Here is an 18954-nt window from a genome sequence, read left to right as displayed (position 1 = left end):
GCAACTTACGCCAGTCGGCGTATTACTTTTGTGAGGTAGGTCACATCGAATAGATTCAAAACCGGCAAAGGCAGTCGTTCAGCAACGGCGACGGCAGTCATTCTGCAGGCGCACCGATAGCCCGCCTGGCAGCCCGTGCCCCACTTCGGCGCCCGGCGAACACGCGGCGGATCACCGCGTAGAACACCGGGGTAAAGATCAGCCCGAACCCGGTCACACCCAACATGCCAGCGAACACCGCGGTGCCGAGCGATTGGCGCATCTCGGCACCGGCGCCACTGGCCAGCACCAGCGGGATCACCCCGAGCACGAAGGCGAATGACGTCATCAAGATCGGACGCAACCGGGTGCGCGCTGACTGGATCGCCGCCTGGCCCGCGCTGGCACCTGCCTGCTCGGCCTGTTTGGCGAACTCGACGATCAAAATGGCATTCTTCGCCGCCAGCCCAACCAGCACCACGAAGCCGATCTGCGCCAGGATATCGACGTTCAGCCCGCGGATCAGCAGGCCGGTCACCGCGGCCAGCAGGCACATCGGCACGATCAGCACCACCGACAACGGCAGCGTCCAGCTTTCATACTGCGCCGCCAGCACCAGGAACACGAACAACACCGAGGCGCCGAAGATCAGCAGCGCGGTGTCGCCGGCGGCGCGTTGCTCATAGGCCAGATCGGTCCATTCGAAGCCGATTCCGGGCGGCAACCGGCGGGCAGCGAGTTGTTCCATCTGGGTCAGCGCGTAGCCCGATGACACGCCGGGCAGCGTGCTGCCCTGCACCTCGGCCGCCGGATACAGGTCATAGCGCGGCACCCGGTACGGCCCGGTCGAGGAATGCAGCCGCGCCACCGATCCGATCGGCACCATTGCGCCGGCGGCATTGCGGGTCTTCAGCCGGGCGATGTCCTCGACGCTGGAGCGGAACCTGGCGTCAGCCTGGGCGGTGACCTCGTAGGTGCGGCCAAGATAGTTGAAGTCGTTGATATAGGCGGACCCCAGGTAGACCTGCATCGCCTCGAATACCTGGCTGGGCGTGACCCCAAGCTTCTGTGCCTTGACCCGATCGATATCGGCGAACACGCTGGGGGTGCGGGTGCTGAACGGGGTGAACACGCCAACCAGGCCAGGAATCTGATTGGCGGCGCCGACCAGGTCCTGCGCCGCCGCTTCCAGTGCCGCCGGTCCAAGTCCCTCGCGGTCCTGCAACATCATCTTGAAGCCGCCGGCGGTGCCGATGCCGGCCACCGGCGGCGGCGGGATGGTGATGATGAAGGCGTCCTGGATGCCGGATAGCCGCTGACGCATCTGGTTCAGCACGAAACCGATATCCTGTCCCTTGGCGTGACGCTCCTCGAACGGCTTTAGTGGAGAAAAGATCGCACCGGCATTCGACGCATTGGTGAACGTCGCGCCATCGAAGCCGGCGAACGGCACCGCGTGCGCCACCCCGGGCGTGCCAAGGATGATATCGGTCGCCTTCCGCACCACCGCATCGGTGCGCTCCAACGACGCGCCGGGCGGCAATTGGATGACGGTGATCAGATAGCCCAAATCCTGATCCGGAATGAACCCGGTAGGCGCCCGGGCGAACTGCAACCCGGTCAGTCCGATCAGCCCGGCATAGACCGCAAGCACCACCGCGCTCATACGGATCAGTCGTGCGGTCAGCTTGCCGTAGCGATCGGACAGCCACCCGAAGCCGCGGTTGAACAGGCCAAAGAATGCGAACAACGGCCGCGCCAGCAATGTGCGTGGCTTCTGCTCGCCCAGCGTCGCCTGATGCGGCTTGAACAGCAGCGCGCACAACGACGGGCTGAGGGTCAGCGAGATCAGGCAAGAGATCACCGTCGAGGCTGCGATCGTCACCGCGAACTGGCGGAAGAACTGACCGGAAATGCCGCTGATGAAGGCCGACGGGATGAACACCGCGCACAAGGTCAGCGCGATCGCGATCAGCGCGCCGCCGACCTCGTCCATGGTGCGATGCGCCGCCTCACGCGGAGCCATGCCCAGGCGCAGGTTTCGTTCAACGTTTTCCACCACCACGATGGCATCGTCGACCACGATCCCGACCGCAAGCACCAGCCCGAACAGCGACAGGTTATTCAGCGAAAAGCCCAGCGCCGACAGGATGGAGAAAGTGCCGATCAACGAGATCGGGATCGCCACGATCGGCACGATCGAGGCGCGCCAAGTCTGCAGGAACACGATCACCACGACGACCACCAGGGCGACGGCTTCCAGGATCGTCTTCACCACCTCATGCACCGACTGGGCGATGAACAGCGTGGTATCGTAAACGATGTCGTAGCGCAGCCCTTGCGGAAAATCCTTCGACAGGCCTTGCATCGTTTCGCGAATATGCAGCGCGGTGGACAGCGCGTTCGATCCCGGCTGCTGATAGACCAGGATCGGCACCGCGTTCAGCCGGTCCAGGTAGCCATTGGCGCCGTAATCCTGCGCACCAAGCTCGACCCGGCCGATATCGCGCACCCGCGTCACCCGGCCGGCATTGTCGGACTTTACGATCACGTCGCCGAACTGCGCCGGATCGGTCAGCCGGCCCAAGGTGTCGATATTCAGTTGAAAGGCGCCGGGGGTCGATACCGGCGGCTGGCCCAGCACACCGGCCGAGACCTGCACGTTCTGCGATTGCAAGGCGGACACCACCTCGCCGGCGGTCAGGTCGTGTTCCGCCACCTTATCGGGGTCGAGCCAGATCCGCATCGCGTAGTCGCGGCCGCCGAAGATCTGCACGTCGCCAACGCCCTGCACGCGGGATAGTTGGTCCTTCACCCGCAGCGTGGCGTAGTTGGACATATAGAGCTGGTCGCGCGACCCGTCCGGCGACGACAGATGGATCACCATCAGCATGTCCGGTGAGTTCTTCTTCACCGTCACGCCCAGCCGCTGCACCGCGTCCGGCAGCCGCGGCAGGGCGATCGAGACCCGGTTCTGCGTCAGCACCTGCGCGGTATCGAGGTCGGTTCCCAGCTTGAAAGTCACCGTCACCGTCAGCTTGCCGTCGCCGGTGGCCTGGCTGCTGAAATACTGCATGTTCTCGACGCCGTTGATCTGCTGCTCCAGCGGCGTGGCAACGGTCTGGCTGATCACCTCGGCCGAGGCGCCGGGATAGGTCGCGGTTACCTGGATCGTCGGCGGCGCGATCTCGGGATACTGCGCCACCGGCAAGGTGAAATAGGCGACGGCGCCGACGATGGTGACAAACGCCGCCAGCACAGTGGCGAAGATTGGCCGGTCGATAAAGAAATGAGATAGGCGCATACGAGCCGCTCCTGCGACCGCGATTGCTTCAGGCTGAAGTCGTCGCGGTCTGGTTGTTCGATACTGTCGCGGGCGATGCCGCGGTCACGGTTCCACTCAGCTTTGTGCCGGTCAGCTTTGCGCCGGCGGGGCGATGCTGCCCGGCTGCGGCGTCACCTTGGTGCCGGGACGGGCGCGCATCAGGCCGTTGATGATGACCCGGTCGCTCGCGGCAAGACCACCGTTGACGATCCGCAGCCCACCGCTGAGCGCGCCGAGCTCAACCGGTTTCGCCACTACGCTGCCGTCCGCCGCGACGGTCATCAGCAGCTTGCGCGACTGGTCGGTCGACACCGCCGAGTCCGGCACCAGAAGCGTCGGACGGGGCGCCGAGGTGGGCAGCCGCAACCGGGCGAACTGGCCCGCTGCAATGAACAGATCGGGGTTCGGCAGCGTCGCCCTGGCATGGATGGTGCCGCTGCCGCGATCCATCTGGTTGTCGATGAAATCGAGCTTGCCGCGCCGGGTCCAGGTTTGCTCGTCGCTCAGGCTGGCCTCGACCGTATGATCGATCGGGCCGCCGCCGTGCTGGCCCTGCAGGTAGCGCTGATAGGCCAGGTAGTCGCCCTCGCTCATGTCGAAATCCAGATGGATCGGGTCGAGCGAGACGATGGTGGTCAGCAAGGTCGGCGTCATCCCGCTCTGGGCGCCCCCGATCAGGTTGCCGATCGAGGCGCGATGCGAGCTGATCCGCCCGGTCAGCGGCGCGGTGATATGGGTGAACTCTAGGTTGAGCTTGGCCGAACGGACCGCCGCCTCGGCCTGGTCGAGCGCGGCCTGTGCCGCCCGCTGCTGCTGCACGCGCTGGTCCAGCAATTCGCCGGAGGCGAAGTCGCGGCGGTGCAGTTCCGTGGTGCGGGCAATTTCCTGGTTGGCAAGCTGCAGCCCGGCGGCCGCGGTCAACATCTGTGCCGAGGCCTGCTGCAGGGCAATCTGGTAAGGTCGCGGATCGATCACGAACAGCAGGTCGCCCTGGTGAACGATCTGGCCGTCGGTGAAGTGGATCTCGGTCAGGTAGCCGCTGACCTGGGCGCGGATTTCGACATAGTCCACCGCCGAGAACTGGCCGGTGAAGGTGGTCCAGCTTGCCACGTCGCGCTGCACCGGAGCGCTGACCGTCACGGGTGGCGGCGGCGGCGCTGGCGGCTGAGTCGAGGTCGTATGCGTGTTGTGCAGCAATTTCGGGCCGACCAGCGCGGCCCCGCCGGCAAGCAGCACAATCGCCATGCCCGCAAACCACAACCGAGGACGGCGGCGCAGCGACGCCAATGGGGCGTCGCGGTCGAGCACTATGCTATCAAGGTGACCAGTCATCTTACTTCCTGATGCAAACAAAGGTGTTTCTCGGTTCTTAAGCGCTTCCGGGGACTTTTACCCGGCCACGCTAGATGCTTTGTCAATCGCATGATCCGCGGGCTCGGGAACGCTCCGCCCGGCAAATTTCAGGGTGCACAATACTTCCCGCCCGATGTGCAAGCTGAAAGTATTCTAGCTATTTGTCCGATGGCACGATTCAGGCGCTATGGACGTTCCGTTCAGCGCGATCGTGCTTCTAATGTAGCAAACTGGTAAACAGCGTCTCGACGAATTGCCGCAACGGACGCTCGGTTTTCTCAATCCGCGCCCGTAACACTGCTCCCTCCCACGCATTCAGGACGAAGATGCCGAGTTGGTCCGGATCGGCCGTCGATTCAATCTCCCCGGCGGCCTGGGCGTCACGGATGCAGGCACCGACCTGTCGGCTCCAACCCCTGAAGATGTCGGAAAGCTTGGCCGCGATGACCGGGCTATGGTCGGACAATTCGGCCGCCATGTTGCCGACCAGACAGCCGCAGGTGAAGTTGATCTTCGCGATATCCGAGGTCGCGACCTCGAAATATCGACGCAGACGTTGGCGAGGCGACAGGCTGGCGCAGGTCAGGATACCCAGTTGGTCGCAGGTCCCCGAGACCCAATAATGTTCCAGTGCCGCCGCGGCGAGGGCCTCCTTGCTTTCAAAGTGATTGTAGAACGAACCCTTCGGCACGCCGGCGGCGTCGGTGATATCCTGTACGCTGCAGCCATTGAACCCTGACTTGCTGAAGGTCTGGACACCGGCTTCGAGCAACCGGTCTCGGACATCATGGGATGACGATCTCGCCATGTCGTCCAATATGACCGGTCATCTTAAAACTTCAAGGGGTGCTATCTGCAGCGCCTCAGGCGCCAGTCGTCACCGGCCGCGTGGCGCCGGGAACGTCACCGACCCGGCCGCCAAGCGTCAGTGCCCGACGTAGTCCATCCGGCCGCCGTCAACCGCCAGCACCTGCGCGGTCACCCACCCCGAGTCCGGTGACGCGAAGAATGCCACCGCGTTGGCGACATCATCCGGGTCGCCGACGCGGCCCAGCATGGCGCTGGCGGCGATCTTCTGCGACCGCTGCTTCCATGCTTCCTCATCGCTGCCGCGGGTCATATCAGTCTGGATGAACCCGGGCGCGACAGCGTTGACGGTGATGCCGTGCGGCCCCAGCTCCAGGGCAAAGCGCAAGGTGAGAATTTGCGCCTCGGCCTTGGTCGCGGCGTAGAACGCATTGCCCGGCAGCGCGGTGCCGATCGCTGCGATCGAGGTGATATTGACGATGCGGCCGTATTTCTGCCGGCGCATATCGGTCATCACCGCGCGGGTGGTGTGAATGACGCCGTCGCCATTGACCTGGCGCATGCGCTCCAGCTTCTCCGGATCGTAGCTTTCCAATGAGGCCTTGTACGACAGCCCGGCGTTGTTCACCAGGATCGTCACCGGCCCGAACGCCGCCGCGACGCGGTCCACCATGCCTTCCACCGCAGCGTCGTCGGCCACGTCCGCCGCCACCGAGATTGCCCGCCCGCCATTGGCGACGATGTCTGCCACCAGCGATTCGGCGGCATCGGCGCGCGACACATAGTTCACGCAGACCGATGCACCTTCCCGCGCCAGCCGCCTTGCGATGGCCCGTCCAATGCCTCGGCCGCCTCCCGTCACAAGCGCTACCTGATCGCGCCATGTCGCCATGCGAGCCTCCAAGAGCCAGAACTGTTCGCGGGCCGACAGATTACCCGAAGACAACAGCCTGGGTGGTCACAAGTATCGGACCAATCCGAAAACAGCTATTAAATGACCGCGATCAGACCGTGCCGACATCCCGCCGACACCGGCGATCTCAATCAGGGGTGGCGGCATGCCCCGTCGGTGCACGCGGTCCCAGCGTGCGAAACCGTCCTCTGCGGGCCGTTCGCGCAGCACCGCCGCGGTCAATGACCACATCGGACACACGCACCGGGCGATGATCACCGCGGTGGCAATCGGCTCGAAGGCTTTGGCAATCATGGGATCAAACCATCGCGAACGTCGCTCTGCCGTCTATGCCAGGCAGTTTCTCCGTAGCTTCGACGGGAACTGACCTTCTATATCACCGCCGTCGTGATCATCACGCCCCGGTCAAGCGGCTCGCCCATCCGCCAGCGGCTGCTCGTCTGCATCATCGTCTTCACAATTGCGTCGATGCTGTTCCGCGCGGCCCAGTCATTGCCGCGGATCGTCGCCGTCCGCCTGCTCTGCAGGGCAGTTTCGACGTCTGCCCTGGTGCCGCTATCGCAGGCGGCGCTGCTGCAGCGGTCTTGAACCAGCAGGCTTCGGGCATCGCCCACATGACCGACAACGTTCCGCTGATCGCCACCAAACTGCCTGAGTCCTGCTGCTGTTGCCGATTCAAGGGCCGCACCCAGGCACCCCGCGGTCGCGGCGGTCCCCAGCGAACAGCGCGCTCGCAAAGCAAACCAGTCAATTGGGCCTGAAGCCGGTCTGTGGCATGCTGGGCCTCTGTCAGTGATCGGAACAAACCTCGGTATGCGTTGACCGGAACCGCATCGCCGCCCTACCGGCACCCGGTCGCGGTGATTCAGCCGCTGCCCGGCATCGGCGATATGGTCTGGCACGTGCCGCACATCCGCGCCATCGCCACCCACGCCGGCACCGCGGTCACCCTGCTGGCCAAGCCTCGCGCCCTGGCCGATCAGCTTCTGGCCGGCGATCCGGCCATCGCCGATATCATGCCGGTGGATCTAAATCCGGGCGGCCGTCGGCGCGGCGCGCATGACGGCATCGGCGGATTCCGCCGCCTGGTCCACAGCCTGCGGCGCCGAGGCTTCGGCTCGATCGTGTTGTTGCACCATAGCGACCGTCTGGCGGCAGCCGCCTGGATGGCAGGCATCCCGGATCGACGCGGCTACGGCTGGGGTCGGCAGCGGTGGTTTCTCAATACCGGCCCTTTTCTGCCGCTGGATGTGAAGACGTTGCATCAGCACACCAGGGCGACCCGCTATCTGCGGGCTGCCGGCATCATGCTGCACTCGGCCGAACCGCGGCTTACGGTTTCCCAACCCGCACGGCAGGCGGCGCTGCGGCGGCTCGGCGCCCCACCTGGCGGCTTCGTCGCGATCGGCATCGGCAGCAGCGAGCATCTACGCCAATGGGGCACCGAGCGTTTCGCCGGCCTGGCCGCGGCGGTGCTGGACGCGGGATGGCCGATGCTGGCGCTGGTTGGGGGCACCGAGGACCAGGCCTCGATGACCAATATCGTACGCTCATTGGGCGAGCACGGCGCTCGCGCCCGGCCCGTATTGGGTTGGGATCTGCCCGAAGTGATGGCGGTGCTGTCGGCGGCGGCGTTCTACGTAGGCAACAACACCGGAGCCATGAACATTGCCGCAGCAACCGGCACCAGGACCTATGCGCTGTTCGGCACTACTCGGGCGTTCGACCACGCCAGCCAGATCGTTCCGGTTGCCGCGCCCGATATCGGGCTGCATGACGGCATGGCGCGTGTCAGCCTACCCCAAGTGCTGCAGGCGATCCAGGCCGACCGGGGACGCATCGCCCCCGGCTAACACGGCAGCCGCGGCGCCGCTTACTCGGCTTTCATCAACTGGCCCCGGATCGCCCCGCTTGGATTGTTCTTGGTGTGGACGTTGACATAGTACATCCCCGCCGTAAGTTGCTGCTCCTGCTCCGAGGTCAGCTTCTTGCTGCCATGAATCGGGCTAGTCGGCGCGTTGCCCAACGGCACCACCACGCCGGCATTCTTGCCGGCCGCCGCCGGGCCGTGAATGTGCGCCGCGGTCACCGCGCTGCTGAAGCCTTTGAAGGTCACGTCCCAGCTAATCTCGTGCGTCGCGGTGTCGAGTGTGACGCTCGCCTCGCCCGATCCGGTCGACTTGGTCGGCGGAACCTCGGACGCGGGCGTCAGAGCGGCATCATACTTCACGCTCGCCGCGTACACCGGACCGGCGAACAAAGCGGCGAGGCTGGCAACAGCCAATGAGCGACGGAACATGCAATCTCCCTTTCTGCCGTGGCATTTTTTCAACGACGGCAACCCGGCAGGGATTTTCCGTCCACGCAACTTGCTATGCCGGAACTGCGGGTTCCGGGCAATAGCTCCACCGCTCCTTTGAATCGTGGCGCCGGCGGCTGCGCTACTTGGCGGACTGACGGGTCTGGTTCGGTTCATGACCGGACTGGCGCAGGATCACGTCGTTGACCCCGGCCGATGCCTCGGTGGCAACGACGACCGCAACATCGCCCCAGTAGTGGTCCAGCGTGCCGGCCGGGATTTCATTCAACTGCACGACCCGACCGCGCTCATCTCCCGACGCGGTCTTCACCACCCATTGGATCTCGACCCGCTCTTGCCGCTTTGGTATCGGAACTACCTTGACCTGGCCCTGAACGACAAAGTCGGCCCCGATCGGCGTGGTCAGCACCACCGGCCCCAGCACCGCGAGCCGAGCCCGCATCTGTTGCGTCAAGGTCTGGTCGCCGTCACCCGGCGCCCCGGTGACATCGACGACCTCTACCTTGGCCGCGCGGTTGTACAAGCTGCCCGGATCAGCCTTGTCGTGCGCGATGCGGATGCTGGTCAGCACGGCTCCGACCCGTGGCGCCGCCTCGGCGGCGACCTGCTGGATCAGCGCCGGATCGGCGTTGGCCCAGGCTTTCAGAGGCACCACCTCACCCACCGCGCTGCCGCGTTCCTTGCCCTGAGGATCCTGCACGCTGAACAGCGGTTTCACGCCGTTGCCATCGCGCTCGGCTCGCGTCACCAGCCGCCAATCGGTCTTCGCCGGTTGCCGCACCATCGCCGGGACCTCGGTCGCCTGCAGCGCGGTGGCAAGCTGTTTCGCCAGATCCCGGCTAGCCGCATCCGGCAACAACGTGTCGGTCCCAGGGGGCACCGCCAGCAATGGCGTCAGCGGCTTGGCCAACCGTTGCGCGGTCGCGCCCGGATTGCCCAGGAAAGGCTCCGGCAGGTCGCCACAGGCGGATACGCTCAAGCAAAGCAGCAGCGCCAGAAGGCCGAGACGAGCAATCATCCGCCAGCTTCAAGCAGATGCGGAACGGCGCCGGAAGAGGCTTTCTTTTTTGTCCCCAGGGCTTGCGGATAGGCGAATTGCGCTTCCGCACGTCCTAGCCCTCGGGTTCGGCGGCCCGGTGATTCGCGCACCCGGCCGGCACGCCGTCCGCCGCCATCACCCCGGCAGGGTCAAGCCGGCCGAATCACCGAAATCTGGTGCCCGATCGGGCCGCCATTCGCCAGCGTCCTTCGGCGGTGGCTGAAGAAGCGGTCCGCCGCGGCCAGGGTGTCGATGCCGGTCACGATGACGTGCCCCACGCCGGCGCGGCGCAGACGGGCAGCACAGTAGCCCGGCAGGTCGAATTGCCAACGATCCTGCCGCCGTCCTTCGGTGAACCACGCCGCATCGGCGATCGAGTGCCCCAGCACGGCGTCGCGCAAATCAGCTCCGACCTCGTAGGAGACTTGCGTGATGCACGGGCCGATGGCGGCAACGATGCCGCCGGCCGTGGCCCCCAGCGCCACCATGGCCGCGACCGTGGCCTCCAGCACGCCGGCCACGGCGCCGCGCCAGCCGGCATGTGCCGCGCCGACGATGGCCCCGCCCGACGCAGCGAACAGAACCGGCGCGCAATCGGCAGTGATGATGCCAAGCCCAAGGCCGGGTTCGGCAGTGACCATGGCGTCCGCGGATTCGCCCTGGCCGGCGCTCCAAGGTTGGGTCGCGGTGATCACCCGACTGCCGTGGACCTGCGTCAAACCCAGCAGCCGGCCTGGTTCGATCGCCAACGAAACGGCGACCCGGGCGCGGTTTTCCAGCACCGCGGCGCGTGCGTCGCGGCTGGAGAGGCTACAGTTGAGGCTGGTATACGGACCGCTCGACACGCCACCGCGGCGGGTGAAAAACCCGTGCCGCGCCCCCAGCCCGTCTGCGGTCAGGGCTTCCGCCATGCTATGCGACTCCGGTCCAAGAGCATCAAGCTGGTGTGCGGGCTTGGCCGCCGCCGGTCAACCGAAGTTATCGCCCGGCGGCTATCAAGGGTTAAATGGACGACGACGTTTTCGCCTCGGCGCCGAACCGTATTACGCTGCAACGAGACTCAAATCCGGAAGAGGAAACGCTATGATCGGGATCGATTGGGGCAACACCAGCTTCCGTGCGTTTCGCGTCGGTCGCGACGGCGTCATCCGTGACCGGCGCGTCGGCCCGAAAGGCATCCTGAACGTGCCGGACGGACGGTTCGGTGACACGCTGCGCGAGGAAATCGGCCCCTGGCTGGCGGCCGGTGAAGACCGCGTGCTGCTCAGCGGCACCATCGGCAGCCGCCAGGGCTGGAAGGAGGCACCCTATCTCCCCTGCCCGGCCGGTCCGGCCGAACTGGCCAGCGCGCTGGTCGATATCGGCTTCGATTGGGCTCGGGTGAAACTGGTCCCCGGGTTGTCCGGCGTCGACGAAGCCGGTGTCGCCGAGGTCATGCGCGGCGAAGAGACCCAGGCGCTGGGCATCGAGGCGCTGCTGCGCGACGGCGGCCTCGCCTGCCTGCCGGGCACGCACTCGAAATGGGTCCGGGTCGCGGGCGGCCGCATCGTCGGCTTCACCACCCATATGACCGGCGAGGCGTTCGGCGCGCTGCGCGGCCATACCATCCTGGCCCGCATGATGCGCGACGGCCCCTCCGACGGCACGCCATTCGATTCCGGGATCGCGCGTTCGGCCGACTCCGGCGGCCTGCTGCATCACCTGTTCGGCGTGCGTGCCCTGGCGCTGGCCAACCGGCTGAGCGAGTCCGAGGCACCGGCCTATCTTTCGGGCATCCTGATCGGGCACGAAGTGCGCGCCGCGCTGGCGTCGGCCGCGACCGACGTGGTGCAAGTGATCGGCGCGCCGGAATTGACCGCACTGTATGCCAAGGCGATCACTGCCTGCGGCGGTTATGCCGAACGCCATGACGGTGAGGCCGCCGCCCGCGGCCTGGCGCTGGTGGCGGAATATGCGCAATGGAACTGACATAATTGCCGCGGCGCTGCGACCGGACGCCGATCGCTCTGTGGAATTTGGCCTCACCAATCCGTCCGGATCATCGCGGCGTCAATACGGACATCGATATTTAAGTCGATACGACAGGCCCGGCTTTGGTTGCAAACCGTTGCGATCTGCTCAGACCGCTACCGCCGATCGCCTCATCCGGCACCGGACGATCCCGGGCATGGCGCAGCGCCAGTGTCGCCTTGACATATGTCAGTATCCTCCGCCCGCGTCGATTCACGACTTATCTGTATCGACCTTGCGTCGTCCTCATTCTTCTGTCACCGATTTCTTCCGCCATCGACCTCTTCCGCCACCTCCGTCAACGCCCGCGCGCGGAGTCGGCTGACACAAGCTTGGTCCAAGGCCGCCTCCAAAACCAAATCCCAGCCCAAATCCGCGCGTCGGATGTATGTTCACGCGTTAGTGAACACGTTCCGACAACATCTAAATTTTTGTCAACGGTAGAAGGTGCTCTTCGTTCGCCCGCGCGGGCCACCGTGGCGGCCCGCAAACCAGACAATAGATGGCTGAAATCGCTCGCCCGAGCGCGGATGTGTTGTCAATCGACAATGATCGGAGAGCGCTGTTTTTAATAAATCGACATAATTAATCAAAAATCATACGATGCCTAATAGATAATATTGCAGGTTCAAACGATACTTCGCCGACGGCCTTGGACAATACTGTTTTCGTGGTTGCCTTACCCCGGTCCCGCCGGGATAGTAGAGCAAGTTGAACCAGACCGGCGCGGGGAGGCCAGCATACCCATGGTGTCGTACGTTACTATTCATGGAAGTCAGAACCAGACCATCAGCATTGGTTACGACACTACATCCAATTTCCTTCTGGCGCAGCAAGTGGCGGCTGGCATCAATGCCGGTATCGCAGCCGGAACGATACTGACCGAGCCCGACAACGGAGTACCGCCGCCGACGGTTCCGGCGAGTGTCACCGGCGCTTTCGTCCAGGCCCAGAACCCGTTCTTCATCATGCCGCAAGGCTATTCCATCGACCTCGTTACTAAGCCAAGTCCGGCGTTGGTGTTCGGTAACGGAACGTCCGGCCAAACGATCCTGTCCGACGTGACGACCGATCTGACATTCGTCGCTTCGGCCGGGTCTGGATCGGTGCTGGCCGGCGGCGGCGATAATCGGCTGTTCACCAGCGGAACCGGGAATTGGTCACTTTATTCCGGCAGCGGCAACGACGTGGTCTCGGCGCTGAACTCGGTGAATGCGACGATTGGTGCCGGTGGCGGCAGCAACGCGATCCTGCTGGGCAGCGGCAAGGATTTGATCTTCTCTAACGGCGATGACTCGATCTCGGGTGGTTCCGGCGCCGAGACCGTCGATGCCTCCGGCGCCAGTCGTGACCAGGTCAGTGGCGGCGACAGCCAGTTGTTATTCATCGGGGGCGCCGGCGGTTCGACGATCTATGGCGGCACCGGCAGCGATACCTACATCGGGTCGGCAGGCTTTACCGGATCGCAATATATCGTCGGCGGATCGGCGGGAAACAACTACCTTATGGCCGGCGACGGCCCGGCAACCCTGGTCGGCGGCGGCAACAATGACCAACTGATGGCCTATGGCATCAGCAACCAGGTGCTGACCGCCGGGTCGGGCAACGAGACCCTCAGCGCCCTGGCATCGTCCGCCAACGATTCACTGAGCGCCGGAAGCGGCACTAATCTGCTGATCGGCGGCAGCGGCTCCGACACCTTCGTCGGCGGCGCGGGAACTGCCACCGTGACGTCTCCGTTCGGCAACGGCGTGTTCGAGTTCATCAACGGCCAGGCCGGCGGAACCGAACTTGTGACCGGTATATTCCAGCCGTCCTCGATCAAGATCGATCTTGTCGGATACAGCGCCAGCGAGGCCGACAACGCACTGGCCAACCAGACGTCGGCCAACGGATCGGTGACCATCGGCCTGACCGATGGAACGAAAATCACCTTCCAGGATATCAACTCGTTGTCGAAGTCGAACTTCAGCTAAAGTCATTCGTTATAAGCAGATGGTGTAGCACAGAGATTCGCCTAATTGGCGAACCTCTGGCTCCTGGCAACGAACGGACCGTCCCGGTTTTACACGCCTGCTACGCGGCCAGGCCCGGCTATCCGCCAGCCGGGTCCAACTGCAGCGCGACCCATTTCGGCCCAGCCACGGTGGACTTCTTCGGCAGCACCAGCATCAGCACGAAGCCGCGCTTCTCGGCGCGGACTGCGTCCACCCCCTGCGTCACCTCGTCCGGAGTCGCCACCGGCTTGTCCTGCACGCGCAGGATAATGTCACCATTCGCCATCCCCCGGCTCGCCGCGTCGGAGTTCGCCACAACATTCGTCACCAGCACGCCGCCCATCCCGACCGAGGCCGCCAGCTTGGCTTTGTCATCCGGCGGCAGCGGAGACAACGAAAGCCCTTGGTTGGGCGGGACATTGATCTTGGGCCGCTGCACCGGCTTTGGCGCGTCGTTCTTGTCCCATTGGTTACGCGGCCACTGCTCGGCGGCGAGGACAACGTCATGATCGTCACCGCCGCGCCTCACCAGCAGCGTCATCCTCTCACCCGCCTGGGTATGAGCGATGTCACGCAACAACGCCCGCTCGTCGCTCGGTGCGGCGCCGTTGTAGCGCAGAATGACGTCGCCGATCGCCAACCCGGCCTTTTTTGCCGGCCCGTTGGGTAGCACCCAGGACACGATCGATCCTTCCGGCCGCGACATGCCCGTCGCGTCGGCGATTTCGGCGGTAACCGTCTGCACCTTGACGCCGATCCAGCCGGGACGAACCCAGCCGTAGGTGTGCAACTGGTCGATCACGAAATGCGCGCTGGCCGACGGTATCGCGAAGCCGATACCCGATGAGCCGGAGGTGGGCGACAGGATCGTCGAGTTCACCCCGATCACCGCACCCTGCATATTGAACAACGGACCACCCGAGTTGCCGTGATTGATCGTGGCATCGGTCTGGATCAGGTCATCGTACGGCGAATTCTGGATGTCGCGGTTCAATCCGCTGATTATGCCGGCGGAGACCGACAGACCCACCCCGAACGGATCGCCCGCCGCGAACACCTGGTCGCCGACCTGTAGCTTGTCGCTGTCGCCCCAATGCGCCGCCACCAACGGATGTTTGGCGTGCACCTGCACCAGCGCGAGGTCTGCCAGACGCGATGCGCTCAACATCTTTCCCGTCAGACGCTCGCCGTCCGAGAACGTCACGGTGATCTCGAACGCATCCTCCACCACATGATAGTTGGTGACGACCAGCCCGGATGGATCGATGACGAAACCCGACCCGACATAGGATTTGATGTTGGAGACCGTGTCCGCCGGCAGGGTTGGCGTGTTCGCGCTCACGCTCGTCGACGAAACGTCGGGCGCCGGTGGCTCGTTCTTCTTGACCGCGATGTTGACCACCGTCGGCAGCAGGCGATGGATCAGTTCGGCCTGGTTCGGGCCGATATCGTCAGCCATCGCCGGGCCCGCGCTGGCGCCGGCCAGCATGATCATCATCGTGGCGGCCGAAAGAATTCGGCCTGCTTGGCGTCTGTCCATCGTCAGTGCTCCGGTGTCGGGTCCGCCGCGGCCGACATTGGCATCGTCTTCATCCGGCAACAGAACGGAATTGCCGCGAATCAATCGGCGGCGCTTTATCATCGGCATCCTCAAACAGAATTATAGACCGAAGGTGGGAAAGAATCTCCTCCCCGAATAACCGGGCCCGAGCGCCGATGCCGAGCAAATACGCCGAACCACGCACCGCCAGGTCGCCGCCCACGGCGAGACTGGTTGCCGCCCACGGCCAGACCGGTTGCCGCCCACCAAGCCGGACGCTGCTTTGTCCACAGTATTCTGCTGCCCGGAACGATTAACTCGTTGCCACCGGTTCTCCCACTCAATACTGTATCTAGTGGGTAGAGTCAGAAAAAGGGTCCAGCATATGGTATGGGACGAGAACACGATCCGGGATTTGAGGGATCTCTGGGCGCAAGGGCTTTCCACCGCGGCAATCGGTCGCCGGCTCGGTGTTTCCAAAAACGCCATCGTCGGCAAGGCTCACCGGCTTGACCTCGACGCTCGTCCTTCGCCAATCCGGCGCGACGTCGTAAAACCCGCGGTGGACCGCCCCGCGGCGTATGCCAGGATGGCGGGACCCACGCTGCCGCCGCTCGCCAGCACGGGCGTGGCCTCGGTGGCGGCCGCCGCCAACGTCCAGCCGATCCGATCGCCGCCTGGCTTCGTCCCGAGGGCGCTGCCCCCGGCGCAGGTCGCGGCACCGGCTCCGCGGCCGACCATGCCGTCGGCGCCGATCCAGACCCGCCGCTCGACCCCGTCCTGCTGTTGGCCGATCGGCGAACCGGGAACAAAGACATTCCGCTTCTGTGATGATGTCTCGGTCCCCGGCAAGCCATACTGTGGCGAACACGCCAAGCTGGCTTACGTCAAGATCCGCGATCGCAAGGAAGACGCGGCCTGAGATCGGTTGGCTGAGGCGCAGCCGCCTCAGCCAACCGATGCTGTTGCCGCACGGTCTCAGGCGCGGGCGGCGCGATGATCGGCAACACCAGGTGCTAAATCGCCGGAGGCCGGATCACGACGGGTTTGCCCTACAACGTCGCGCGTCTATAACAGCCGCCGCCGCAGCTACCTTCCCTTGTAACCGGGTCACAAAATGGCAACGCCAGCCGAGGATTTCGCCCCTGCCGACAACTTTGCCGGCGCCCGGAAGTGCATGGTGGACAGCCAGATCCGGCCCAACCGGGTAACCGACCCGCGAATCCTGTCTGCGATGCGGCGCCTGCCGCGAGAACGTTTCCTGCCGTTCAGCGTAGCAGCGCTGGCTTATGCCGACGAAGACGTGCCCCTGGGCGATGGCCGTTTCCTGATGGAGCCGATGGTGTTCGCCAGGCTGCTGCAGGCCGCGACCCTGCGCGACAACGAGCGTGTCCTGGTGGTCGGCGCCGGCACCGGATACGGCGCCGCGGTTTTGGCCGCCTGTGGCTGTCGCGTCACCGCGCTGGAGGAAGCCGCCGCACTATTGGCGATCGCCGGCGCCGCTTTGCCGGTCGAAGCACCGGGAGTGACCCTGGTTGTCGGTCCCTTGGCCAAGGGCTGGCCGGCTCTGGCGCCATACGACCTTATCCTGATCGAAGGCGCCGTGCCGAGCATTCCCCCCGCTCTTGCGGCGCAGACCCAACAGGAAACCGGACGCATCCTCAGCGCGATCTATGCCGAGGGGCGGATAACCCAGGCGGTGATCGCCGAGGCAACCGCCGCCGGACTTGGCATCTCCCCGCTGTTCGACTGTGCCACCCCGCCGATCCCGTCGCTGCGACGCGCACCGACTTTCGTCTTTTGATTGCAACAGCGGCGATTGGGTGAGGCCGATGCTGGATAGATCTGAGTGTGCTGTCCTAGACGTTCGCCGCACCGTGCGGCACGGGTTTGGGATCAGCAGGCCACCGAATCAAGCAGCCAGGGGTCCTGAGTCTGAAGTTCGCCTGATAAGACGAACTCCGGACTCGGGACAAGACGCGGAATCTTATTTCGTGACGACTGCAGCCGTTCCATAATAAGCCGAGCCGCCAATGGTCCTCCCATAGGCCAGCACGCGGCCGGCGATGTGCTGAAAGAAGGGGTCCGGAATGGGTTTCCGTCACGGTTTGCTAGCCGGCTTCAGCCTGCTTGCCCTCGTCGCCTCCGCCGCGGCTCAAACCTCGCCCGCAACGCCGCTGCATCGGGCAGCGAGACCCACCCGGCTAGCGCAGGAACAGGGTCGGCGGACCGCGCCCAGGGTCGCACCGACATCGTCCGCCACCGCCAAGCCGCCGACCATCGCACCGGCGCGAAACGTTCCACATACGTTGAGTGAAGCGCTGGCCGCGACCTATTCCAATCAGCCCGCGCTACAGGCCGAACGCGCCAAGCTGCGAGCGACCGATGAAAACGTGCCGACCGCGCTAGCCGGTTGGCGTCCCACGGTGGTGCTGGCCGGTTCCGCCGGCTCCGGCGACGGAGTATCACGCGCCTACAACGGCTTGACCGGCAATATCCTCAACGTCCAGACCGACCGCCTGATCGGCACCGCCCAGGCAAGCGTGACGCAAAACCTCTATACCGGCGGCAAGACCCAGGCCAACGTCAACCGTTCCAAAAACCAGGTATACTCGGAACGCGCCAATCTCATCGCCCAAGAGCAGACCAGCTTCAACAACAGCGTTAGCGCCTATGTCGGGGTCATCGAGGCACAGCAACTGCTGGCGCTCGATATCAACAACGAGCAGGTGTTGGCCAAACAGCTTCAGGCCACCAACGACCGGTTCCGCGTTGGTGAGATCACCCGCACCGACGTCGCCCAGGCCGAAGCCGCGCTGGAAGGCGCGCGGGCGACGCGGGAGACCGCCGTCGGCAACCTGCAAACCGCCCGCGGCACCTTCCAGCAGATCGTCGGGGTGTTCCCGCCGGATAATCTGGTGGAACCGCAGCCGCTCAATCTGCCGGTGCACAGCGAGCAGGAATCCTCCCAGCTCGCCACCATCAATAATCCCAACGTGATCACCGCGGTGTTCAATGATGCCGCCGCTAAAGATGCGATCGACGTGGCGTTTTCCGCCCTGTTGCCCCAGGTCAGCCTGCAGGGCCAGACCTTCCAGCAAAACAACGCCGGCAGCCGCAGCACCAATGCCAATGGCTACCAGGTCGTCGCCCAGGTTTCGGTGCCGCTGTATCAAGGCGGAGCCGAATATGCCGCCGTCCGCCAGGCGCGGCAGTCGGAGCAGCAGACCCAGCGACTGATCGATGACGCCAAGCGCACCGCGGTGCAAAACGCCGTACAGGCCTGGGATACCCTGGCCGCCGCCAAGGCCTCGGCCGACAGCACCCGAGCCCAGATCCGCGCCAACGAGGTCGCCTTGGAAGGCGTCGAACGCGAGGCCATCGTCGGCAGCCGGACCACGCTGGACGTATTGAACGCAACCCAGCTTTTGTTGCAGTCACGCACCACGCTGGTGCAGAACCTTTCGCAAGTGATCACCGCCTCCTACGCGGTTGCCGTGGCGATCGGGCGGCTGACCGCGAGGGATCTGCATCTTCCGGTGCCGTTGTATGACGAAACCGCGTATTATCAGGCTGTCAAGGACCGCTGGGCTGGTCTCGCCGACTATGCCACCAGCCAGCCCGGCCGATGAACCCGAGTTGTAAACATGAAAAACCAACCGCCTTCACCT

Annotated in this window: 16 protein-coding genes; 7 read left to right on the top strand and 9 right to left on the bottom strand. The window is 64.7% G+C overall.

Annotated elements, in window-relative coordinates:
• Positions 1-97: 97 nt before the first annotated feature.
• The 5 genes from ACQY4T_RS13060 to ACQY4T_RS13040 all read right to left on the bottom strand — a co-directional run bounded on the left by ACQY4T_RS13060 (position 98) and on the right by ACQY4T_RS13040 (position 6671).
• Entirely contained in the window at positions 98-3283 is a 3186-nt protein-coding gene (locus tag ACQY4T_RS13060) for an efflux RND transporter permease subunit (protein ID WP_428530845.1), read from the bottom strand.
• Between the two features lie 111 nt (positions 3284-3394).
• Positions 3395-4549: an efflux RND transporter periplasmic adaptor subunit gene (locus tag ACQY4T_RS13055; RefSeq protein ID WP_428530842.1), complete on the bottom strand. Its 1155-nt coding sequence runs from the start codon at positions 4547-4549 to the stop codon at positions 3395-3397.
• A 325-nt stretch (positions 4550-4874) separates the two neighbouring features.
• Entirely contained in the window at positions 4875-5465 is a 591-nt protein-coding gene (locus tag ACQY4T_RS13050; protein ID WP_428542846.1) for a TetR family transcriptional regulator C-terminal domain-containing protein, read from the bottom strand.
• A 117-nt stretch (positions 5466-5582) separates the two neighbouring features.
• Complete coding sequence (locus tag ACQY4T_RS13045) at positions 5583-6356, bottom strand: SDR family NAD(P)-dependent oxidoreductase (RefSeq protein ID WP_428530840.1); 774 nt, start codon at positions 6354-6356, stop codon at positions 5583-5585.
• A 66-nt stretch (positions 6357-6422) separates the two neighbouring features.
• Positions 6423-6671 carry a hypothetical protein gene (locus ACQY4T_RS13040; RefSeq protein WP_428530837.1) on the bottom strand — a complete coding sequence of 83 codons (249 nt, stop codon included), beginning with the start codon at positions 6669-6671 and terminating at the stop codon, positions 6423-6425.
• A gap of 93 nt (positions 6672-6764) precedes the next feature.
• Here ACQY4T_RS13040 and ACQY4T_RS13035 point away from each other — a divergent pair, with 93 nt between their 5' ends.
• Positions 6765-6965 (top strand): hypothetical protein, encoded by a 201-nt coding sequence (locus tag ACQY4T_RS13035; RefSeq protein ID WP_428530834.1) that lies wholly within the window; start codon positions 6765-6767, stop codon positions 6963-6965.
• Positions 6966-7195: 230 nt separating this feature from the next.
• The gene (locus ACQY4T_RS13030; RefSeq protein WP_428530831.1) at positions 7196-8230 is read left to right on the top strand and encodes a glycosyltransferase family 9 protein; all 1035 of its coding nucleotides are present in this window, start codon (positions 7196-7198) and stop codon (positions 8228-8230) included.
• Positions 8231-8250: 20 nt separating this feature from the next.
• On the opposite strand, the gene ACQY4T_RS13025 is transcribed toward ACQY4T_RS13030, so the two are convergent.
• From ACQY4T_RS13025 to pgeF, 3 genes are all read right to left on the bottom strand, one after another.
• On the bottom strand, positions 8251-8676 hold the full coding sequence (locus ACQY4T_RS13025; protein ID WP_428530828.1) for a CHRD domain-containing protein: 426 nt from the start codon (positions 8674-8676) through the stop codon (positions 8251-8253).
• 142 nt (positions 8677-8818) lie between these two features.
• Positions 8819-9715, bottom strand: coding sequence for a hypothetical protein (locus tag ACQY4T_RS13020; protein WP_428530825.1), 897 nt, complete (start codon positions 9713-9715; stop codon positions 8819-8821).
• 170 nt (positions 9716-9885) lie between these two features.
• Complete coding sequence (gene pgeF / locus ACQY4T_RS13015; RefSeq protein WP_428530822.1) at positions 9886-10647, bottom strand: peptidoglycan editing factor PgeF; 762 nt, start codon at positions 10645-10647, stop codon at positions 9886-9888.
• Positions 10648-10819: 172 nt separating this feature from the next.
• Here pgeF and ACQY4T_RS13010 point away from each other — a divergent pair, with 172 nt between their 5' ends.
• Positions 10820-11704 (top strand): 2-dehydro-3-deoxygalactonokinase, encoded by an 885-nt coding sequence (locus ACQY4T_RS13010; protein WP_428530819.1) that lies wholly within the window; start codon positions 10820-10822, stop codon positions 11702-11704.
• 788 nt (positions 11705-12492) lie between these two features.
• Complete coding sequence (locus ACQY4T_RS13005) at positions 12493-13722, top strand: calcium-binding protein (protein ID WP_428530816.1); 1230 nt, start codon at positions 12493-12495, stop codon at positions 13720-13722.
• A 118-nt stretch (positions 13723-13840) separates the two neighbouring features.
• Here the strand turns inward: ACQY4T_RS13005 and ACQY4T_RS13000 are convergent, their stop codons facing one another.
• Complete coding sequence (locus tag ACQY4T_RS13000; protein ID WP_428530813.1) at positions 13841-15385, bottom strand: trypsin-like peptidase domain-containing protein; 1545 nt, start codon at positions 15383-15385, stop codon at positions 13841-13843.
• Between the two features lie 283 nt (positions 15386-15668).
• Here ACQY4T_RS13000 and ACQY4T_RS12995 point away from each other — a divergent pair, with 283 nt between their 5' ends.
• The 3 genes from ACQY4T_RS12995 (at position 15669) to ACQY4T_RS12985 (ending at position 18915) form a co-directional block, all read left to right on the top strand.
• Entirely contained in the window at positions 15669-16205 is a 537-nt protein-coding gene (locus ACQY4T_RS12995; protein ID WP_428530810.1) for a GcrA family cell cycle regulator, read from the top strand.
• Positions 16206-16400: 195 nt separating this feature from the next.
• Positions 16401-17087 (top strand): protein-L-isoaspartate O-methyltransferase family protein, encoded by a 687-nt coding sequence (locus ACQY4T_RS12990; protein ID WP_428530807.1) that lies wholly within the window; start codon positions 16401-16403, stop codon positions 17085-17087.
• A gap of 286 nt (positions 17088-17373) precedes the next feature.
• The gene (locus ACQY4T_RS12985; RefSeq protein WP_428530804.1) at positions 17374-18915 is read left to right on the top strand and encodes a TolC family outer membrane protein; all 1542 of its coding nucleotides are present in this window, start codon (positions 17374-17376) and stop codon (positions 18913-18915) included.
• Positions 18916-18954: the final 39 nt, after the last annotated feature.

Source organism: Rhodopila sp., from assembly GCF_965277825.1.
In the GTDB taxonomy this organism is placed as follows: Bacteria; Pseudomonadota; Alphaproteobacteria; order Acetobacterales; family Acetobacteraceae; genus Rhodopila.
Note: the sequence above shows the minus strand (reverse complement) of the source record. Positions and strands in the feature narration are given on the sequence as shown.

Coding starts and splice junctions, on each gene's coding strand:
- ACQY4T_RS13060 (WP_428530845.1), bottom strand. CDS start 3,283: ATGCGCCTATCTCATTTCTTTATCGACCGGCCAATCTTCGCCACTGTG.
- ACQY4T_RS13055 (WP_428530842.1), bottom strand. CDS start 4,549: ATGGCGATTGTGCTGCTTGCCGGCGGGGCCGCGCTGGTCGGCCCGAAA.
- ACQY4T_RS13050 (WP_428542846.1), bottom strand. CDS start 5,465: ATGGCGAGATCGTCATCCCATGATGTCCGAGACCGGTTGCTCGAAGCC.
- ACQY4T_RS13045 (WP_428530840.1), bottom strand. CDS start 6,356: ATGGCGACATGGCGCGATCAGGTAGCGCTTGTGACGGGAGGCGGCCGA.
- ACQY4T_RS13040 (WP_428530837.1), bottom strand. CDS start 6,671: ATGATTGCCAAAGCCTTCGAGCCGATTGCCACCGCGGTGATCATCGCC.
- ACQY4T_RS13025 (WP_428530828.1), bottom strand. CDS start 8,676: ATGTTCCGTCGCTCATTGGCTGTTGCCAGCCTCGCCGCTTTGTTCGCC.
- ACQY4T_RS13020 (WP_428530825.1), bottom strand. CDS start 9,715: ATGATTGCTCGTCTCGGCCTTCTGGCGCTGCTGCTTTGCTTGAGCGTA.
- pgeF (WP_428530822.1), bottom strand. CDS start 10,647: ATGGCGGAAGCCCTGACCGCAGACGGGCTGGGGGCGCGGCACGGGTTT.
- ACQY4T_RS13010 (WP_428530819.1), top strand. CDS start 10,820: ATGATCGGGATCGATTGGGGCAACACCAGCTTCCGTGCGTTTCGCGTC.
- ACQY4T_RS13005 (WP_428530816.1), top strand. CDS start 12,493: ATGGTGTCGTACGTTACTATTCATGGAAGTCAGAACCAGACCATCAGC.
- ACQY4T_RS13000 (WP_428530813.1), bottom strand. CDS start 15,385: ATGATAAAGCGCCGCCGATTGATTCGCGGCAATTCCGTTCTGTTGCCG.
- ACQY4T_RS12995 (WP_428530810.1), top strand. CDS start 15,669: ATGGTATGGGACGAGAACACGATCCGGGATTTGAGGGATCTCTGGGCG.
- ACQY4T_RS12990 (WP_428530807.1), top strand. CDS start 16,401: ATGGCAACGCCAGCCGAGGATTTCGCCCCTGCCGACAACTTTGCCGGC.
- ACQY4T_RS12985 (WP_428530804.1), top strand. CDS start 17,374: ATGGGTTTCCGTCACGGTTTGCTAGCCGGCTTCAGCCTGCTTGCCCTC.